This window comes from Arthrobacter sp. CJ23, assembly GCF_024741795.1.
Classification (GTDB): Bacteria; Actinomycetota; Actinomycetes; order Actinomycetales; family Micrococcaceae; genus Arthrobacter.
On the sequence record NZ_CP102950.1, the window covers coordinates 193545 to 216271 of the forward strand.

The 22727-nt window shown below is 69.7% G+C and carries 1 protein-coding gene (only partly in view); it reads left to right on the forward strand.

Annotated elements, in window-relative coordinates:
• On the forward strand, positions 1-22727 hold the 5' portion of the coding sequence (locus NVV90_RS00925; protein ID WP_258439325.1) for a carbohydrate-binding protein. It continues 6556 nt past the right edge of the window; 22727 of the gene's 29283 nt are visible here — the first part of the coding sequence; the start codon lies at positions 1-3; its stop codon lies beyond the right edge, outside the window.

Below are 22727 nucleotides of genomic sequence, written 5' to 3' on the forward strand. Positions count from 1 at the left end.
ATGACTTCATCTGTGCTGGGGAATGCCCTGCGGCGGACTGTGTCCGTTGCGGTGGCCCTGTGCATGGTTGTGGCCTTCAACCTCCCGGCCGCGAATCCCTTGATTTCCGGGGCGAACCAGGCCGCTACGGCCCAGTCGCCCAACGGTCAGTCCCCTGCAGCCCAGGCTCCGGCATCGCCGAGCCTGGGCTCAGTGCTTTTCGCCGGCGAACACCAGGACGCGGCCCACTCCGCGGCAGCGCAGGCAGGCGCCACCATTACGGCGGCTGACCTCGGAGCCGTTCAGGGTTCCGCGGCGGCGCAGTGGCCCGGCTGGGCCGTTGGCGGCGCCGCGGTTTTCCTGCAGGACCTGCCCGGCGATGCACTCGCCATCACGTCCGGCAACAGCATTGCGGTTGACCCGACGGCGGCAGGCTGGGGCTGGTCCGCCACCCTCGGCGCACCCGCCCCGGGCACCATGGACCTGCTCACCGTCCTCGCCCACGAATACGGCCACATCGCCGGATTCGCGGACATCGAGGGCGGTGCCGATCTGATGACCCGCACCCTGAGCCCCGGCGAGCGCCGCTCCAACAGCGCCGAGCGGATGTACCCGGCACCGGCGCCCGCTCCTGAGCCCGCTCCGGCTCCGGCCCCCGCAGCCGAACCCGTTCCCGCTGTGGATCCGGCAACTGCACCGGCCCCCGAGCCGGCCCCCGCGGCCGAACCCGTTCCGGCCCCGGGGCCTGGGACGTCCCCTGAACCCGCTACAGGCGTTTCGACGACGGCGTCCGGCACCGGCGAGCCCGCTCCTGCGGCTGAACCCGTGCCCGCCGCGGCGGCTGAAACCACCCCCGCACCTGAGGCGTCCGCCCCGGCCCCGGCCGAAGCAGCGCCCGCGGCAGTCCCCGCGGCCCCCGTCCCGTGGATCGTCACCATGACGGCCACCGCGGCCACGCTGGTCTTCAACGCTGACGGAACGGCAACGTTCGCCGGCGAAACCAGGGAGCTGGCAACCGTCACCGCCATCAGCGTCACCGGCACCGCTGGCGACGACACCTTCACGGTCAACCGCGGCGCCAACAACCCCGCCATCACCGTGACCTTCGACGGCGCCGCCGGCTTCGACACCCTGGTCACCGCGGGCACCACCGCCAGCAGCAACTCGGTGGCCACGGACCCGCACTCGGGAACCATCTGGCTGGACGCCACGGTGATCCACTACCTGAACATCGAACCGATCGTCTCGGGCGATGCCAGCAACGCCGTGTACGAGCTGACCAGCGGCGACGACGTGGCCACGCTGACCCTCAACGGCGGCGGCCTCCTGGAGCTCAGCGGGGCCACGTTCGAAACGGTGGCCTTCGCCGCGCCCACGGCATCCCTGACCATCAAGGGCGGCACGGGCAAGGACAAGATCACCCTCTCCGGGACCATCGCCCTGATGGCCGCCTGGCTGCTGATCCAGATGGAAATCATCGAGGTGGCCGACGACGCCGTCATCACCACCACCGGCGACGTCACCCTGGAAGCGGCGGACTCCGTGACCGGGGGACCGGACCTGGACTGCCTCCTGGCCCTCGCCACGCACTGCACCGACGTGGCCGTCACCATCAACGGCGGCAACATCAGCGCCAACAACCTCAACCTCACCGCCACCTCCACCGTGGTCCCGGACGCCAGCCACTTCTCGGCCTACGCCGTCAACGTCGACTCCAAGGCCGCCGTGGAGGTCACCGGCAACGCGCTGCTGGCAGCCGTCGGCGCCGTGGTCATGAGCGCCACATCCACGGTGGGCCCCGTGACCCTCAACAAGGACTACGGCGACCTCGCCATCATCTCCTCCGACGCGACCGTCACGGTGGGCGGCAGCGCCGTGGTCACCGCCGGCTCCAACGTCACCATGACGTCCACTTCAACGGTCGACGCCGGTGCGACGCCCGGAGCCGCCGGCAAGGACGAGGGGGAGGCCGACTCCTCCGGAAACAGCAGCTTCGACGCCTCGGTGGCCATCCTGACGGTCACAGCCAAGTCCATCACCAAGGTCACCGGCACCGCCCACCTGGAAGTAGTCGGGGACCTCGCCCTGGCAGCCGTCAACCACGCCACGCTCACCGCCACCGGCGATGCCAGCGACGCGAACTCCGGTGCCGGCGTCGCGGTCGCCAACCTGAACCAGACCACCACAGCGTTCATCGACTCCAGCAGCACGGCCCCGACGACGGCCGCCAAGCTGGACATCACCGCCGACTCGGAAGCCACCAACACCTCGGCCTCCAAGGCCGGGGTTGAGGGCTCCACCCAGAACGACAAGGACCCCAACGACGCCGAGCGCGGCAACGGTCAGGCCAACACGGCCGACGGCAACATCGGCATCGCGGGCGCCCTCTCCGTCAACGTGCTGGACAGCACCACCGGCGCCCACATCAGCGGCGCCAGGGTCAACACCACAGGCGCACAGACCATCCACGCAGGTTCCAAGAACAACGCCACCGCCAACGCCAACGGCAGTACCACCTCCGGCAGCGGACTGGGCGTGGGCGTGGCCGTCGGCATCAACGTGGTCACGCTGCTCACCGAGGCCTACCTGGCCGGCGGTGCCATCCTGAACGCCGGCGGAGTGATCCTGGAAGCCTTCGGACCGTCTGCCGGCAAGAACGCCTTCACCACCAACGCCACGTCCGGCGCCGGCGGAGATGCCACCGTGGGCGTGGCCGGCTCCCTGGCCCTGAACCTGATCACAGCCACCACCTTGGCAAACGTCCGCGGCGCCGGCGCCAACATCAACGGCTCGGACCTCACCCAGACCGCCAAGGCGAACCACGAGAACAAGGCCAAGGCCGAGGCCAAGCAGGACGGCGGCGGCTCGGTGGGCATCGGCGCCTCCGTGGCCATCAGCGTCATCAACAACATCGTGGAAGCGGGCCTGGCCGTCAACGGCATCCTCACCGCGGCCAAGAAGCTGGCCATGAACGCCACCACCACGGACGCCACCACCACCGAGGCGAGCGGCGGCGCAGCCGGAGGCAGCACGGCAGTCCTGACCGGCGTCGTCGGCATCACCATCTCGAACATCAAGTCCAGCGCCTCCGTCAACCGCGGCGCCAGCCTCGCCGCCACCGGCGACATCACCGGCAAGGCGGACCAGACGGCCACGGTCGAAACCAAGGCCCTGGGTTCCACCACCGCCGGGGCCGGGGCCACCCTCGGCGCCGCCATCTCCTTCGCCCTCACTTCCGCCGAGCACCTGGTGGACTCCTCGCTCTACCGGAACACCACCTCGGGCGGGCTCATCAGCATGGAAGCGGACGGCACCTCCACCACCGCCACCACGGCAACGGCCAGCGCGGCCGGCGCCAAGGGCGGGGACAGCGCCGGCGGCAAGGACTCCTCCAACAAGGACAGCAAGGAAAAGTCCGACGCCCAGCTCGGCTTCGCCGATTCCAAGTCCACCTCCACCAACTCCAACGGCACCAGCACCCCCGCCGCCAAGAATGAGGACGGGACCACCGTCACCGTCGCCGCCGCGATCGCGCTCAACCTGGTGACGTCGACGACGACGGCGCTCGCCGTCGCGGCGCTCGGCCAGCCGGCCATTGTGGTCGCCGCAGCCGGGGCCGTGACGTTCAAGGCGCTCAACAACACGGACGCCAAGGCCGTGGCCGATGGTTCGGCCAGCGACGGCAGCTCGGTGACCATCGGCGCAGGCCTGGCCATCAACAAGGTGATCCTGCGGAACGAGGCAAGCATCGGCGTCGGGACCGCGGTCACCGCGGCCGGACTCAACCTCACCGCCGAGATGCGATCCTTGGGCGGCGGCAGCGACACCACCCACGCCTTCGAAGCTGACGCCAAGGCAGGCGCCTCCGGCAGCAGCGGCAACCTGGGTGTGGCGGGTGCCTTCGCCCTGAACATCGTGGACCAGAGCACGCTGGCCACCATCCACGCCGACCCCACCCCGGCGCCGCAGGCCCCGGCTGCCCCGGGGGTCGCGGTCCTCGCCGGCGGCGCCGTGGGCATGACGGCCAACTCGAACTCCACCTCCAACGCCAAGGCGAAGGCCAGCCAGTCCGGCAGCGGCACGGTGGGCATCGGCGCAGCCTTCGCCCTGAACCTCGTCAACGACACGGTGTACTCGGGAATCGACCAGGTAGGGGACCCGACGCGCGGACCCCCACTCACCGGAGCCGGCACAGTCACCATCGCAGCAACCACCGCGCACACCCTGACCACCACAGCCGAAAGCGGATCAGCGGGCGGAACCGTCAGCATCACCCCGGCAATCGCGATCACCATCGCCAACATTCTCAGCAGCGCCTCGCTCGGCGCCAGCGCCACGGCCCTCACCGCCACCGGCGCCGTGGACGCCCAGGCCACCCAGACCGTCAAGGCCACCACCACCGCCAAGGGCGACACCAAGGTAGGCAGCACTGCCGGCATCGGCGTTTCCCTCGCACTGGCCATCATCGACAACGACGTCGACTCCGGCAGTGCCCGCAGCATCACCGCCGGGGGAGCCATCAGCTTCAAGGCCACCGGCACCTCCGATACCACCACCACCGCGGAAGCCTCCGCGAAGGGCGCCTCGCCCAGCGAAGGCAGCGACGGAGGCGGCAAGGACGTCAACCAGAAGGCCGACGCCAACCTGGGCCAGGCCAAGGGCACCCAGTCCTCCGAAACCGGCAAGACCTCCAGCACCAGCTCCACCCCCAAGGCCGCCAGCAACGAGGACGGCGGAAGCTCGGTCTCGATCGCCGGCGCCATCGCCATCAACGTGGTGGACACCAGCTCCCGGGCCTGGTTCGCCAACGGCGTGGCCATCAGCTCCGCCGGCATCGTCACCCTCAAGAGCCTCGCCAACACCGACGTCCTGGCCAACGCCAAGGGCGACAGCGCGGCGGACGCCAGCGTGGGCATCGGCGCCGGCGTGGCCGTGAACAAGGTGGACATCCACAACCGGGCCGTCACGGGCACCGCCACCATCACCGGCACCGGGCTGGTCCTCACCGCGGCCCTCACCGGCGGGGATAGCAACGATGTGGTGCGGCGCTGGACCGGCACGGAATGGAAGACCATCGAGAGCGGGGCGGAACTCCCCGGCCCGTCCAAGGACGATCTCGCCTACGTCAAGACCAACGGTGGCACCGGCGGCAACGACGGCATCTACAAGTTCGGCGGCAGCGACTGGACCCTGGACGAGGACGTCACCATCGCCAGCGGCGCGGAGTTCCCGGGATCCCCGGCCAGCGGCGACTACTTCCTCCTCACCACCGCCAACGACGGCCACCCGCGCAACAGCGTCTACAAGTACGACGGCAGCGAGTGGGACTTCGTCACCGCCGACACCTACGGCCAGAAGGCGGAACTGCCCAAGAACGACATCGAGGAGAACGACTGGTTCCAGCTCACCGCGCAGGACGGCAGCAACGCCCCCGGCTTCTACAAGCGCAACGGTTCGCAGCAGTGGATCCTGCAGTCCGTGACCCTGACCGACGGCGACCGCTTCCCGGCCAGCCCCTCCGTGGACCAGCTCTTCCGGCTCTGGGAGCACGAGGTCTCCGCCACCGCCCGCGCCGGTGCCAGCAAGGCCTCCAGCGTGGGAATCGCCGGCGCCCTGGCCCTGAACATCCTCAGCTCCACCACCGAGGCAGTCCTGCAGGCCGGCGCCACGGCCACACTCAGCAGCGCCGCCGTCGTAATCTCCGCCCTGGCCAACGAATACGATCTTGCCAAGGCCAGCGGCAAGGCCGAGGTGGGCAGTGCCACCGGTGTGGGCGCCTCCGTGGCCCTGCAGATCATCCACGACAACGTGGTCCGGGCAGAGGCCGCCAACGCCTCCGCCCTCAGCGGAGGCACCACGGTGACTGTGGACGCCCTGGGCTTCCGGGAGATCGTCACCAAGGCCGAGGGCGGCACGGCCGGCGGCACCGCGGTCACCCCCGTGGTGGCTCTGCTGGTCAGCGTCAACGACGACGTCACGGCGCGGATCGGCACCTCGGGCACCGCGCTCACCGCCACGGGCGCCATCAAGGTCACCGCCACCCACGTGAACGTCATCTACACCGAAGGCAACGCCGAAGCGGCCGGCAAGGACACCGCCGTCGGGATCGACATCGCCGTCAACGCCGTGGTGGGCTGGGACACCCTCGCCGAAATCGCCCGGAACGTCACCGGCAGCAGCGTGGACGTGCTGGCCGTCTCGGTGATCCGCAGCGAGTCCAGGTCCGTGGCCAGCGCCTCCGGATCCGAGGACAGCGAGGACAGCGGCGACTCCAAGGCCAACGGCCAGGCCAACGGCGACAACCCCAACACACAAGGCACCAAGTCCTCCACCGCCGGCATGCCGAGCTCCAGCGGCGGCACCAGCGGTTCCAACGGGGCCAACGGGGCCAACGGGCAGCAGAGCAGCCAATCGGGTTCCTCCGGCAGCAGCACCGGTGTGGCGGCCGCCATCGCCGTCAACTGGGTGGTTGCCACCTCCACGGCCCGGATCACCGCCAACCGCACGGTCACCGCCACCAACGGCGCCGTCACCGTCCGGACCACGTTCCTGCTCCGGGCCAACGCCTTCGGAATGGGCTCGGCGATCGACCTCGACACCGACGGAACCCGGGTGGGCGCCACCATCGGCCTGAACGTCCAGGACGTCACCAACGAGGCCTCCATCGGCGCCGGCGCCCATGTGACCGGCCAGGCCGACATCACCGTGGAAGCCACCGTCCCCGTACCGGACGCGGACGATGACCCGTTCAACGCCGGCACGCCCAGCTACAACGACTTCATCGTGTGGTCCTTCGCGGCCGCAGGCGGCAAGAGCACCTCCGTGGCGGGCAGTGCCGCCGTCCAGATCCTCCTCCTCACCTCCAAGGCCTGGGTGGGTGCCGGAGCCGAACTCGACGCACCGGCCGGCGGCATCACCATCGGCGCCTACCTGCCCATCCGGTTCCAGAACCTTGCGATCGCCGGTGCGCTGTCCACCAGCAGCGGCACCGCCGTTGGCGCCTCCTTCTCCGTGAACTGGATCGAACTGCAGACAAAGGCCTGGATCGACTCCACCGCCGTGACGCACACCAAGGTGGACGCCGGCGGCGCCACGTCCGTGACCGCACGCACCAGCCTCAACCCGCTCATCCCGGACCTGCCCGAGCCGCTCAAGGGCAAGGTGGACTGGCTGAAGCTCAACAGCGTGGCCATCGCCGGCGGCGCAAGCTCCGGCGGCGCGGCCGTCACCGGCGGCTTCGTGGTGGAGATCATCAGCCTGGACACGCAGGCGTGGATCGCCAACGGTGCCTGGATCAACCAGGAAGGCTCCACCGGCGGCGCGGGACAAAGCATCACCGTCCGGGCCACGGACCACATCAGGATCGTGGACATCGGCGGCGCCCTCGCACTCAGCCAGGACTCCGCAGGCGTGGGCCTCACCGTGGTGGTCATCATCGTCAACTCCAACGTCCGCGCCTGGGTGGGCGACTCCGCCCAGCTCCGTGCCGGCGGCAGCGTGACGGTGGAGGCCAAGGCCAGCGAGGACTGGTTCGTCCTGGCCGTGGCCGGTGCGGTCTCCGCCAACTCGGCAGGCGTCTCCGGTTCGGTGCTGGTGTTCGTCTTCAACCAGGGCGGCAGCAGCCCGATGGTCCAGGCCAGCGTCGGCAACAGCGACGTCCACGCAGCCGGCGCCGTGCAGGTCAAGGCATCCCGGAGCATCACCGGGGCGTTCTCCTCCGGCAACCTCTCGATCGGCGGCGGCTCCGCCGGCGTGGGCGCCTCGGCCGTGGTGATCGTCCGCGGCTCGAACGTCGAAGCCCGCGTGCTCGGCGGCGCCGACGTCCAGTCCGGCGGCACCGGCCTCCTCATCTCCGCCGTCCAGTCCGGCGACTTCACCCTCGTCGCGGTGGCCGGCGCCGGCGGCAACTCGGCAGGCGTGGCCGGCGCCGTCGTCGTCAATGTCCTGAACAACAGCACCAAAGCCCACCTCGACGGCGCCACCAGCGCACCCACCACCCACATCGCGGTCCTCGCCCAGGACACGACGACGATCCTCTCCCTGGCAGGCCAGCTCACCATCGGCGGCACTGCCGGCATCGGTGCCGGCGTGGACGTGGAGGTCATCACCAAGGACACCCAAGCCTGGCTCGCGAAGACCGCCGCCGTGGTGGGCACCGGAAACCTGACCGTGGACGCGGTTTCCAGCGAGGACATCACCTCGATCTCGCTCGGCGGCGGATTCGCCGGCACCGCAGCGGTGAACATCAACGCGGCCGTGGCGGCCGTCAACGTCACCACCAAGGCGTTCATCGCGGACGGCACCAGCGCCGCGGATGCCGCCAGCGTGGCGGTGGACGGCAGCGTCCGCATCGCGGCCACCGAAACCCTGGACCTCAACGTGATCGGCGGCAACATCTCCGGTGGCGGAACCGCCGCCGTGGGCGCATCCGTGGCGGTCCCCGTGACCAGCAAGGAGACGCACGCCTGGATCGGCAACTGGGCCTCCGTGGCAGCGAAGGGCGGCACGCCGCTGGCCGCCAGCTCGGGCACCTACACGGTGACCACCAAGGACATGCGCTTCACGCCCGCGGACATCAACACCGGCACCGACACTGTGACGCTGGCGAACCACGGATTCCAGAACGGCGACGTGGTCTACTACGACGCCGGCTGCGCCACCCTCCCCGCCTGCGGCGCCGCCGGGCTCACCCACCGCGAGCAGGCCTACTTCATCGTCGGTGCCACCGCCAACACCTTCCAGGTCTCCCTGAGCAAGGGCGGCGCCGCCGTGAACATCACCGGCCAGGGCAGCAGCGGGAACCAGCGCTTCTACAAGGCCGACGAAGCCAACGTCACCGCCGACTCCACCCCCCGATTCAACCCGATCACCACCGTCAATTCCGGCACGGACCAGATCACCTTCAACCTGGGCGGCGTGGCCAACGACGACGCCGTGGTCTACAGCTCGGGCGGCGGCGCGGCCATTGGCGGACTGGTGGACGGCGGCACATACTTCATCTCGGACGTCGCCGGCAACACCTTTAAGCTCCGCAACAAGAAGAGCACCGAGGCAGGTTCCGCGGTCATCGACATCAGCATCGTCGGCATGACCGCCCTGGAGCTCGGCCGGGCACACAGCCTCGCGAAGTCGGGCACTGCGCCGTCGGGCGATCCGAGTTCCTTCGGCCCGCGCGCCATCCTCGCCGGCACGGACGCGGGCTTCCGGGGCGTCGCCGTCACGGCCAACAACTCGGACAACATCGGCGCCTTCGGCATCGGCTTCGCGATCGGCGGCACCGCCGGCGTGGCCGTGACAGGCTCCGTCACCGTCAACACCGTTCACACCTCCGCGCACATCGGTGCGAACGCCGCAATCAACTGCGGCGCCACGTGCGCCACCACCGTCACCGGCGCCAACGGCGGGCAGTCCGTGCGCGTGGCCGCTGCCAACCAGTACTACTCGCTGGGCATCGCGGCGGCACTCGCCATTGGGGGCACTGCCGGCGTGGCTGTGCCGGTGGCGGTGCGGGTGGCCAACATCGATACCTACGCGTACATCGGCACCGGGGCCACGGTCCGGGCGCTGAACAACATCGAGGTCACGGCCCAGGGCAAGGGCACCGTGGTTTCGGTGGCCGCCGGCGCCGGCGGCGGCACCGTGGGCGTGGCGGGCACCGTGGGCGTGACCGTGCTGAACGTCAACACCTTCGCCTGCACCGGCACCCCGGGCGGCAGCGACGCCTTCGAATGCACCGGCAACGGCGCCACCCTCCGGGCCGGCAACAACGTGGTGGTCTCCGCGCAGGACGACACCAAGGCCGTGCTCCTCACCATCGCCATGGCCGGCGGCCTGGTGGGCGTGGGTGCGGCGGTGGGCGTCGCGGTCATGAACAAGAAGGTCCAGGCGTACCTCGGCGGCAACGGCGCCGTCACGGCCCTCGCCAGCGGGGCTGCGATCGGCGGCGTCTCCGATGGCAGCGTCAGCGGCAGCGGCTTCGGCCGCCAGGGCTTCTCCGGAGTGATCGTCCGTGCCGACTCCTCCGAGGACATCTTCGGCCTCGCCCCCGCGATCGGCGGCGGCTTCGTGGGTGTGGCCGGCGGCGTGCAGGTGACCCTGCTGACCGTGCTGGTCAAGGCCTTCATCAAGGACGGCGGCACGGTGGACAGCAGCGCCGGGGTGAACGTCTCCGCCACGGACCGCTTCAAGTCCCTCACGATCGCCGGTGGCATCGCCGGCGGCTTCGTGGGCGTGGCCGGCGGCGTGGACATCGGCGTGGCGAACAACTCGGTGGTGGCCGAACTCGGAGCCGGACTGACCGTCACGGCCAGCGGCAACGTGGAGGTCTACGCCGTCTCCAAGAAGGACGTCAGCACCTTCGCCGTCAGTGCCGCCGGCGGTTTCGTGGGCGTGGCCGCCGCGGTGTCCGTATGGACCATCGGCACCACCGCCACGGGCGGTTACCACGCGGCCGACGGCGGCGACGACCGCGGCGCCTGGGACTCCGGCACCAGCTACCGCCAGGGCGATGTGGTCAGCTACAACGGCAAGCGCTACTCCGCCAAGGTGGACAACACCCTGACCGGCGCCGGCAACAACCCCGAAGCCAACCCCACCCAGTGGCTGGGTGCGCAGAGCGCGCTGGGCCGCGGCGACTACAGCGCCTCCGCCGTTTACAACAAGGGCGACGAGGTCCACCTGGCCGGTCACTACTACACAGCAACGGAAGACGGCGTCCAGGGCATCGACCCGTTCGCGGACACCCTGAGCTACACGGACGACGGCAGCTACTGGAAGCGCGGCGGTTCCCTCGGATCGGCCACGCAGGGCGGCGAGGCGGCCCAGGGCGGCAGCGGCGGCTACAAGGACAACACGCTCACCGGAAGCACCGCCTCCGCGGCGGCACCGGACCCGTGGAGCAACGCCACCTCCTACGACGAAGGCGAGCGCGTGAGCTTCGGCGGCCGCACCTTCGCGGCCCGGCACAACGTGGCCTCCGGCGGTTCCGACCCCACCGTGGCCTCCACCGACTGGCGCGAGATCTCGGGCTCCGAGACAAAGACCAACGACCGGCTCGCCGGTCACCTCGGCGGAGTCAGCGGAACCATCTCCGGGGCCGCCCCGGCACAGAACCCCACTACCCAGGCGCTCGCGGCCCCCGCAACGGGCGGCACCACCGCCCGGGTAGGCGCCACCATCGTGGCCGGCGGACACATCCACGTGAAGGCCAACGACCGGCTCCTGGTCCTGGGCGTCGCCGGTGCCGCCGCCGCCGGCGCCGTGGGAATCGGCGTCTCGGTCCTGGTCCTGAACATCAAGAGCAAGACCGAAGCCGCGGTCCTCTCCACCGCCAGGCTGTCCGCCGGCAATCAGATCGTGGTCTCGGCCTCCATGGACGAGGACTCCGTGGCGATCGGCTTCGCCGGCGGCGCCGGGCTGGTGGGCATCTCCGGCCAGGTGGTGGTGGTCAACGATTCCGGCGTCCAGAACGCACACATCGACGGCGGCGCCCAGGTCCGCGAGGCCGGCTCCGGCGTCACCGTGGCCTCCACCGCGGACCGTAACCTTGAGACGTACACCATCGCCGCGGCCATCGGCGCGATCGGTGCCGGCATCTCCGTCTCCGTGATCAACATTTCCGGCGACAACACAGCAAGCACCGGCTCCGTGGCCGTCGCCGCCGATGGCCCCGTCTCCGGTTTCAACTCCACCGTGACGGACAACATCACGGCCAACGCCCTCGCGGTCAGTGCGGCCGGCGGCATCGGCGCGATCGGCGGCGTGGTGGCCTTCGTGAGCCTGGTTGGCACAGCTTCCGCCAGCGCATCTCCGGTGGGCACCATCGGTGCCGGCGGCGTGCACGTCACGGCCACCGGAACCCGCACCATGACATCGCGGGTGCTCAACGTGACGGTCGGCGCCGTGGCGATCGGGCTCACCGTGGCCCGCGTCAACTCCGGCCGCCACCTCGAGGCCCTCGTGGGCGGCAACATCACCACGGCAGGCGCCGTCGAATCCCGGGCCACCGCCAGCAACTCGGCGGTCCTGAAGGCCCCGGGCGTCGCCGTTGGAGCCGCCGCCATCGCCATCACCGTGGTGTTCGCGGAACTCTCCGGCCACACCTCCGCCAAGGCCACCGGCACCGTCAGCGGTGCCTCGGCCATCGACGTCGTCGCCACGGCGGCCAACACCTCGGACGCCAGGGTGGAGCTCTACAGCGGTTCGCTCCTGGGCCTCTCCGGGGCGTGGGCGAGCTCCAAGATCACCTCCGGCGCCTACATCCTGGCCATCGCGGAAGCCGGCTCCAGCCTGGGCTCCGTGGGCGCCATCATGATCAAGGCAAGCACGCAGGGTCAAGGAAACCTGGCCACCTCCACCATCGACTCCGCCTCGGTGGCGGGCCTGGCGGACTTGAAGGCCTTCGTGGCCATCGGTGCCGTGCGGAACGAGACGCGGGCAACGCTCGACGGCGCCGTCACCGGAGCCGGCAGCCTCACCGTCCGGGCGGACTCGCACAACACGGCCTTCGCGGACATCCTCACCGGATCGGTGGCGCTGGCCTCCCTCGCCATCGGGCTCGCGGACGCGTCCGTCACCGGCGGAACCGTGGCCAGCGGCGCAGGGTCCATCGCGGCGGCCGGCGCGGACATCGGCTTCACGGCCACCAGCGTCAACCAGTCCACGGCGAAGTCCAACGTCATGACCGGCGGCATCCTGCTGGGCGTGGCCGTGGGAGCGCCGAACGCCGACATTTCGGCACCCACCCGGGCGCAATGGGACGGCACGGTCACCGCCGGCGCCAACATGACAGTGGAAGCCGACGCCACCAACACGGCCAAGTCCACCCTCAAGGTGCTCTCCACAGGACTCGGTTCCGTCACGGGCGGCGCGGCGAACGCCACCATCGCCGCAGCCACGGTGACGTCCGCGATCGTGGGCGGCACGGCAAAGATCTCCGGCCTCACCGCCAAGCTCCTCGTGTACGCACACGCAGTGAACCGGGCCATCGCGGTGGCCGGCGGCAAGGGATTCGGCGGCATCAGCATCGGCGTCATCTTCCCGGCCGCCGTGGACCGGGCTGTCACCAAGGCCGAACTGAACGGCGACGTCGGCGCCACCCACGTGGACCCCGCCGTCGGGACCGTGGGCGACGCCGGTGCCGCGGAGGTGGAGGTCAAGGCAGTGGCCGACGACGCCACCAAGTCCAGCGTGGACAGCCTGTCCGTTGGGCTCGTGGCCGTCTCGGCATCCACCGCCGAGGCCCGCACCGAAACCGTGGTGGCCGCGAAGTTCGGCGGCGGCAAGGTCACGGCGTCCGGCAACGTGACACTGTTCGCCCAGTCGAAGACGGACGCCGACTCCTTCGCCAGCGCGGTCTCCGGCGGCCTCATCGACATCCAGGCCGGGTTCACCGCCGAATCGCATGACAACCCGGACATCTTCGCCACCGTGACAGGCGGCTTCGTCCAGGCGGGCGGCGTCCTGTCCATCACGGCACTGCACGGCATCATCCCCGGCAGCGTGTCCGACGGAACCATCACGGGCATCAACTGCAACGGCGCGGACACCATCTGCTTCTCCGCCGCCCACGGCATCGACACGGGATCGATCGTCACGTACAGTGCCCCGGCCACCGGGAACCCGCTGGTGGACAACGGCACCATCCCCAACCCGTTCGCAATCGGCGGCCTGGGCGACGGCCGCACGTACGGGGTGATCTCGGTGGACGGTACCACGCTCCGCCTCGGCGAACAGTTCGACGCCGCCAACCCCAACGATCCGGACATCCCCTACGACGGCCAGCTCATCCAGCTGGACACCGGAAGCCTGTACTTCCCCAACGGACACAACTTCCTCACGGGCGACCGCGTGGTCTACAACTGCGGAGCAGGCGGCACGGCACTGGGCACCACGCCGGCCGGCGGGCTGGTGTGCGGCGCCTCCTACTACGTCTTCGTGGTGGACAGCTACCGGATCCGGCTCTCCACGAGCCTGCTCGACGACGACGGCTTCATCGTCCGCTCCTTCACCCCGGACGCCTCCACGCTCACGGGCGGCAACACCATCAACGTCGGCAGCCACTCCGGCCTGGTGGAAGGCCAGGGCGTGGTGTACTACGCGCCCGCAGTGGTGGAGTTCAAGAGCACGCTGATCGACATCAACACCGATGGTTCCGGCCAGCTCGAGGTGGACGGGGACGGGAAGATCGTCCGCGACAGCGGCTGGAACACCATCTACGCCCCGTTCCATGGCTGGAGCAACGGCGACGCCGTGGTCTACACGGTCACTGACCCCTCCATGGCGATCGGCGGCCTGGTCAACGGTGCCACGTACTACGTCCTCACCGCGGACCCCGACGGCGGCTGCCCGTTCTTCTGCCCCCTCGGAGCCAGCGGGCCGCACATGATCCGGCTGGCCACGTCCCTCTGCCACACCGGCCTGGGCACCAAGGATGTCGATCCGGGCCCGGGCGTGGACCTCCAGCCCTGCGGTGCCGGGGACATCCAGGCGATCTCGATCTCCACCATCACCAACCCCATGAACGCCAATTTCTTCAAGGCCATCATCGCCGACCACACGCTCCGCAGGGTGGGCTACGAAACGATCGGCCTCGTTGAGGGCAACATGTACTACGTCCACCTCATCGACGACGCCGACGACGACAAGATCCAGCTGCGCGACGCCGCCGGCAACACGGTGGGCGGCCTGTCCACAAAGCTGGGATCGCACGTCCTGCGGAACCAGGGCATCGCCGTCACCGGCCCGGGCACCGGCAGCCAGCAGCTCTACATCGACCTGGCCCCGGGCACCACGATGAGCGGATCGCCGCACCAGATGATGGGCGTGGGCGGACCCGGCTCGCCGAGCGCCACAGGCGTCAACGGCGTGGTGGAAGCGACGTCCACGGGAATCGGCGGCGGGCTGTTCCGCTTCAGCGACGTGTTCTCCGAGACGAATGTGACGATCGACCTCACGGTGGACGTCCAGTCCGGCACCCTCCGCGGCGGCGCAGTGGTCATCGACGGGCGCTCGTACCTGCGCACCGCGACCTCCTCGATCGGCAAGGGCGGCGGATTCCTGGGCTTCGGCGCCTCCAACGCCTTCATGGACGCCGTCAACAACGTGGCCACCAAGCTCGCCGACGGCGCCACGGTGTTCTCCTCCACCGACGTCCAGGTGACCTCCTTCGCGATGACCAGCGCCAACGGCCACGCGGTGAACCGGACGGGCGGCCTCATCGCCGGTGCCGACACCGACGTGGACGCCGAGATCGGCTACACGGTCCGCACCGAAATCGGCGGCGACATCGTGGCCAACCGCTCGGTCCTCATCGGCGCCTCCGCAGGCTACAACGGAGTGGCCATCGCCTCTTCCGGATCCGGCGGCCTGGGCACCAACTCGGATGCGAACGACGACAGCGGCCAGGGCGTGGGCATCGGCCGCGAACACGCCGCCACCGTTGACGCCGTGCTCCTCGGGACGGCAAGCCTCCGCGGTGCGGCCGTCCAGGTGGCTGCCGGTTCCGGTGTCCGCTGGAACATCGACCTCTCCGACGGCTCGATCGACGCAGTCAACGAGACCGTGCGGGCACTGGCCGCCTCCACCGCCGATGCCTACGCCCTCGGAGCCGACTCCGACGCCAGCGCCTACGTGAGCGTCAACGACAACGTCACCGTCACCCTCTCCGCAGCCTCCTACGTGGAGGGCGATGCCGTGACCATCCGCGCACAGCACGCCAACCTGAACCTCACGGCCGATGCCAGCGCCAACTGCGGCTGCGGCGGCGGCGACACGGACGCCTACGCGGAGGTCAAGTTCACCGGGGATTCCCGGGTCAACGGCGTGGACGAGTCCGTGATCCGCACGGCCGAACTGGTGGTCTCGGCACTGACGTCCTTCGACCGGCTGTACGTCCGGGCGCACCGCTCCGGCGGCTTCTTCGACGTCGGCTCCTCCGATTCCGACATCCAGTACAAGCCCAAGCGGGACATCCTGTGGGAGTCCACCGTGTACCTGCTGGGCGAACCCAACCCGGTGCTGATCGTGGACGCCACGGGCAAGATCATCGCCAAGACCTACAACGTGACGGTCCGCGCCAGCGAGTTCGGCCCCGCCCTGAACATCGGCGACACGATCGCCGGCGGCACCATTTGGATCGACCCCATCATCTACGACGAACTGCCCGCCGCCCTCTTCGAGGCCAACGCCGCCGGAAGCGCCTGCGACGACGACTGCAACGGCCTCATCCACGGCAGCCTGGGCATCTTCTACATGCAGGAGACCTGGAACTCCGTGCTGATCCGCAACAGCTCGGAGAAGTCGATCTTCCTGAAGGGCACCACGGACCCGCAGAGCGTGTCCATCAACACCCTCAACTCGCACCTGTCCACCACGCCGGAGGCCGTCATCAGCGTCTCCGTGGACAACGGCCCGCACGCACCCCCGGCCACGCAATGGTTCTGGCACGTACACCACATCTTCCCCGCCACCGACGTGGTGATCGAGAGCCTCCGGCCAACGGCGGCCACCGGCTTCAACCTCACCATCGACGGCGACATCCGCAACATCATCGGCAACACCCACCTGACAAACCAGCGCGGATCCATCCTGCGCGGTACCGACGGCGGCTCCGAAACGTTCTACAGCAACACCATCACCCTGGACTCGGAACTCGGCTCCCTCGGCACCGTCCCGAACCCGCTGACCCTGGTCCTCTTCCAGATCTTCCACACCGGCGAGGTGGGCGTCCCGGCCGTGCTGAAGCCGGTGGCCCTCGACGCCGAAGCAGGCCAGGACCTCTACCTGGACCTCACGGTTCTCCGCCGCGACTCGCTCACCGCCAACACCGGCGCCATCAACCCCGTCATCGGCCCCGTCAAGGCCGGGCACGACGCCGTCGTGATCCTGCGGGACAGCGCGGAAGGCATCAACGGCCCCGCCATCGGCGACATCAACGTGGACATCTACACGCCGAACAACAAGCCGGCCCCGTACGGCTCCGGCAGCGTGCTCTCCTCCGTACCCACCACCTGCTTCTTCCGCCCCGACGGCCCCCTGTGCACGGGCGGCGCGGACGCCCCTGTCACCGTGGGCGGCGCGGTGGTGGCCGTGGCCTTCGGCGCCGACCTCACCCCGATCAACGCGAACTACACCTTCAGCGACATCCGGGCCGGCCACAACATCGCCATCTTCCACCCGTCCCCGGCCACCGCCATCACCATCAAGGCGTTCACCGATGTGGACGGCCAGTGGACGGACGACGAGACCGGGGCAACGCACGGCGTGACGGACGGCTCCGGCAAGATCGACGTCCTCAACAACGGCAACATCTGGGTGATCGAACAAAGCGGCAAGGGCGATCTGCGGGTGGGCCACATCCACTCCACCGGCCTCTGCACCGGCGCCGCGGCGCTGTGCGCCAACCCGATCCCCGCGGACGTCCGGCTCGATTCGCCGCGCAGGATCCTCGACGCCGAACTGGACAGCGGCGTGCTGGACACCGACGACGACGGCATCCTGGTGGACGCCTACGACCTCGATGTCAGCGGCGTCCAGAACGGCGTGGACGTCACCGGCCGCAACATCACCCTCACCGCCGGCGACAACGGCCTGGGCGAGGCCGGCAGCGTCTCCGGCACCGGCGGCATCGGCCTCCCGGACAACTTCCTGGAGATCCAGGCGGACGCCGTGGGCGGCTTCCCGGACGTTGCGAAGGGCCTGCTGAACGCCCACGACCTCGCGGCCGACGACGACAAGACCCTGGGCATCTACCTCGACCAGGTGGCCGGGGACCTGCGGATCGGCGTCGTGGAAACCGCCGGCGATGACAGCCTCAGCACCGGCAATGTCTCGCTGCGCAGCCGGGCAGGCTCCATCATCGACGGCGCCGCGAACGGTGCCGGGGACGCCGCTGCTGACGTGCTGGGCCAGACGATCGACATCGACGCCCACGGCGGCTCGATTGGCACCGCGGCCAAGGACCTGGACATCGATTCGCTCCGCGGTTCGCCGTTCGCCTGCACCAACGCCAACTGCGCCAACAACACCGGGCTGCTGAACAACGGGACCTCCGACGCCGGCCTCGCCGCCGCCGCGGACGACGTCGCCCTGGAGGCCGGCACCGGCATCTACCTCACGGAAACGGACGCGTACCTGCGGCTGCTCCTGGCCCACGCGGTCACCGGCAACATCCGCATCACGGTCCGGGAAAGCGCGGAACTGGACGAGGACCTGTTCCTGATCCGCAACGGCAGCGCCAACTTCGCCGAGGACAACACCACCGTCCCCGGCAACGACGCCGACCATCTCCGCAGCGTCCCCGTGGGCACCGTCTTCGCCGAGACCGGCAGCGTGGACCTGCGTGTCGGCGACGACCTCACCTTCCACCAGAACACCCAGGTCCTGGCCAACCTCGGCATCGACGTCCGCGGCGACTTCGGCAACGCGGACACCGGCGGCACGCTGGCCGTCCCGGACCCGGAATACGGCAGCAGCATGATCCTGCGCGGCCGCATCATCGCCGATTGCGTCGTCACCGCCGGTGATGCCACCGGCGACCCCATGGGCAGCTGCGCCCCCAGCGCCGCCAACCCCGCCGCGGACCGCCAGACACACATCTGGGGCGGCTCCGACGTCGACCTCATCCAGCTCGGCGATCCCTCCGGACTGGACCTGGCACAGACCACCAACCCGGCCCTGAACAAGGAACAGCTGGGCGACGCCGGCTACATCTTCCTCGGCTCCAAGACCACGGTCCACGGCAACGCCACCGCCGCTTCCGGCACCGCCGACGGCGAGGACCGCATCACCGTCTGGTACCTGCAGTCCATGGACGTCGTCACCAGCCCCACCGGCCTCGCTGATCCTGCCCTGACGGGCACCGGCGCCGGGCACACCCTGACCCTGGACGGCCAGGGCGAGTCCGACCACTACGCCGTCTACACCAACGGCAGCCACGGCAATGTCCGCAACTACGTCATCAACGTCCTGGACACGGGCGCCCCGGATGCCGGCGTGGACGAGCTCGCCATCTACGGCTACAACAACACCGCGGCCGCCTACAACGGCTACCTGCCCGGCACCACCAGCAACGCGGCCACGGACGACATCTTCCTGCTGCGGGCCCTGAAGTGCATCGACAACGAGAGCCCGTTCACGCTCAGCGCCGGCGTGCCCAGCGGCTGCCTCAGCCCCACGGAGACGGCGGACCACCCGGCGTTCGTGGCCCTGCTGGCCGGCAGCCTCGCAGCGGACGGCGGCATCGGCTCCTACCGCGACCGGATCGCCGGCAACGAGCCCAGCGCCCTGGTCCAGCGGATCAACTACGACACCGCGCTCAACGGCCGCATCACGGTGTTCGGCGAGGGCGGCAACGACGCCTTCTACGTGGACGACACCTCCGCTACCATCACCCTGGACGGCGGCGCCGGCAACGACGTCTTCCAGATCGGCCAGATCTTCGGCACCCAGCGCGACGGGCAGAACGCGCCCGACGGCGGCGCCCTCCTTCCGGCGGACACCTTCCCGGCGCTGGTGCCCACCACGCGCGGCTGGCTCACCCCCGGCGCCCACGCCCCGCTGCTGGCCACCGGCGGTACCGGCAACGACCAGTTCACCGTGTACTCGAACCAGGCCGAGATCCAGCTCAACGGCGACGACAACAACGACATCTTCATCGTCCGGGCCTTCGCCATCGCAGCGGTCTGCGACACCGACGCGGACAGCATCGCCGGCTGCGGGCTCAGCGACGTCACGTTCGTGCCCGCCGGCGGCACCTTCCCCACCACGGTGGCGTTCGGCTCCTGCGTCATCAGCGGCAGCTACACCCGCTACGACCGCAACGGGGACGGCGTCTGCAACAACGCCGATGCCCACACCACCTTCAACCACCTGGCCGGCTCCAACATCGACCTCGACAACACCATGTGGGAAGACGACATCATCCCGCTGGACGCCAACGGCGTGGCCGTGCCCGTGATCGGCCTGGGCTTCTCCACCTCCCGCCCGCTGGACATCCGGTCCGGCGGCGGCGAGGACGAGGTCCAGTACAACGTCAACGCCCCCGTCAACGTGGACGGCGGCACCGGATTCGACAAGCTGGTCATCCTGGGCACCGAGTTCGCGGACGATTTCGCCATCACGGACAAGGGCATCTTCGGGGCGGGCCTGAACGTCAAATACACCACCATCGAAGTAGTGGAAGTGGACGGCCTGGAAGGCGACGACCAGTTCTTCGTCCAGTCCACCGCCTACGGGGTGGCTTACCGGATCATCGGCGGCCTCGGCTCGGACATGATCAGCGTGACCGGCGACGTCACCGCGGACATCGTCACCCGCGAACTCGAGGGCCTCAGCGGCGCCGTGGACCACATCGTCACCTCGCCCACCGACCCCGGCTACGACGGCCTCACCGCCGACGGCGTGCCGTACAACCTGGCCACCCAGGACCGCGGCATCGTGGTGATCCGCGAGGGCACCGGCGGCACCCGGGTCCGCGAAGGCGGGGCCGGAACGGACGTCATCAAGAGCTACGCGTACTACACCGTGGAACTCGCGGTGGCCCCGACGTCGAACGTGTACGTCACTGTCTCCGCCGCCTTCCCGCCGTCGCAGGAAGCCGACGGCAGCCTCATCAACCCGGCCCCGCTGCCCAACGGCCTGGGCGACACCGTGTGGCTGTGCGTGGGGACCGCGGACACGCAGTGCGACGAATTCGCCGAGTTCCAGCGCCACTACGTGGTCAACGGCGCGGTGGTGGACGAGAACGGCCGGGCCGTCACCCTTACCTTTACCAACGGCACCTGGAACGTGCCGCAGCGCGTGTACCTCTGGGCGGTGGACGATCCCCGGGCCGAGGGCGACCGCACCGTGGTCCTCCAGCACAGCGTGATCAGCCAGGACGCGCGCTTCCACCGGGCAGCCGTCCGCCAGGTCAACGCCCTGGTCTACGACAACGACACCCCCGGCGTGTACGTCACCGAGGTGGAACCCGGCGGCGCCGCCCTGGACGGCCGCACCCTGGTCATCGAAGGCAGCGCCCTGACGCAGCGCACCGACGACCTCCTGCTCACCCTGGCCAAGGCACCCGCCGCCGGCGACACCATCTGGGTGAAGATCTGGATGGACGCGGACAGCCAGCGCCTCATCCAGCTCGACTTCAGCCTGGTCCCGGCCGGCCGCTGGCTCGCCTTCTCCGACGGCAACGGCGGCACCTACTACTCGGTCAGCTTCAACGCCGGCAACTGGAACGTCCCGCTGCGGATCGTGGTCAACGCCCGCCCCAACAGCGATCCCGGCGACCCGCTGACGGCAGTCATCAACTACGAACTCGACACCCTGCTCACCGCCCCTGCGGCGGCGGCCGCCTACCCGTTCCCGAACCTGCGCAGCGGGCTGCAGCGCACCGACGTGCTGGTGTACGACGACGAGACCCCCAATGTGGTCAGCATCCCCACCGGCACGGACACCGTGGTGATCCAATGCGGCAACACCGCCTGCACCATCCCCGGCGGGACCGACGGCTACACGATCAGGCTGACAAAGGCCCCCAACGGGGACGTGCGGATCGCGCTGATCCCGGACGGCCTGGTGGACGTGGTGTCCGTTGGCGGCACCGCAGTGACCCCGGCCGACTACCAGGTGATCGGCGGCGACATCCCGGCCCGTGCCTTCCTGGGGGCCCTCGCGATCGCCGGATCCACCATCAGCCGGGCCAACGGCAGCGACCTTGGCAGCTTCAGCGACGAAGGCTTCGCGGCCGGGCAACGCATCACCATCTCCGGCTGCGGCGCCACCATCTTCACCATCCTGTCCGTCGCCCTGGACGGCAAGAGCATGGTCCTGTCCTCCGCCCCGGCCTGCGCGGGCGGCACGGGCACCAGCATCAACCGGCTGACCCGCTCCGGAGTGTGGGACGGCACCGCCACCACGGAATTCGTGGACGGCGCCTGGCGCCTGGTCCGGCCGATTGCCGGCCCCACCGGCGGCAGCTGGCTCGCCGACGGCTTCAGCGAAGGCCAGTGGGTGGAGATCTGCCAGGCCGGCAGCTGCATCCGGGCCAAGATCGCCGTCATCCGCGGCGACAACGCCGGGCACGACGAGAAACTGGAACTCCGTGACTTCCTGCTCAGCGGCGACTCCCTGGCCGGCTTCGGCGCCGGAGCGTTCACCGTGGTGCGGATCGCCGCCGTCGCCACCTTCAATGCCGCAAACTGGTACCAGGAACGGTTCATCGAACTCGAGGCTGACATCGCCTACGAGCAGCCGCTACAGCGGCAGGGCGTGAAGATCTTCCCGGTCAGCCAGCACCTCGTGTCCCGGCTGCGCGGCCCGCTCGCCGTGGAAGGCGGCGTCACCGGCGCCGACCGCTCGCTCCAGCTGGGCCTCAAACTCCCGGGTGAACAGGACGGCCCGCTCTTCGCGATCGCCACGCAGGCGCCGGAGAGCAAGCAGATTGACATCCTGAACATCTACAACGACTCCTCCCAGGCCAACGGCCGCGGCGTCATGAACAGCACCTCCATCAAGGGCTTCAACATGGCCAAGGACCTGGACTTCGGCGCCGCGTACGGCGGAGCCGAAGGACAGACCTTCGGCGAACCGCAGGTGTTCCCGGGCGGCATCAGCTACGGCACGGTCCAATTTGTGGACGGCCAGTTCGTCAGCAACGATGCAAAGTCCACCATCGAGATCTTCAACCTCATGCTCGGCTACGGCAACGACCGCCTGGACATCCAGGGCACCCTGCAGCCGGACGACGCCGTGAAGCT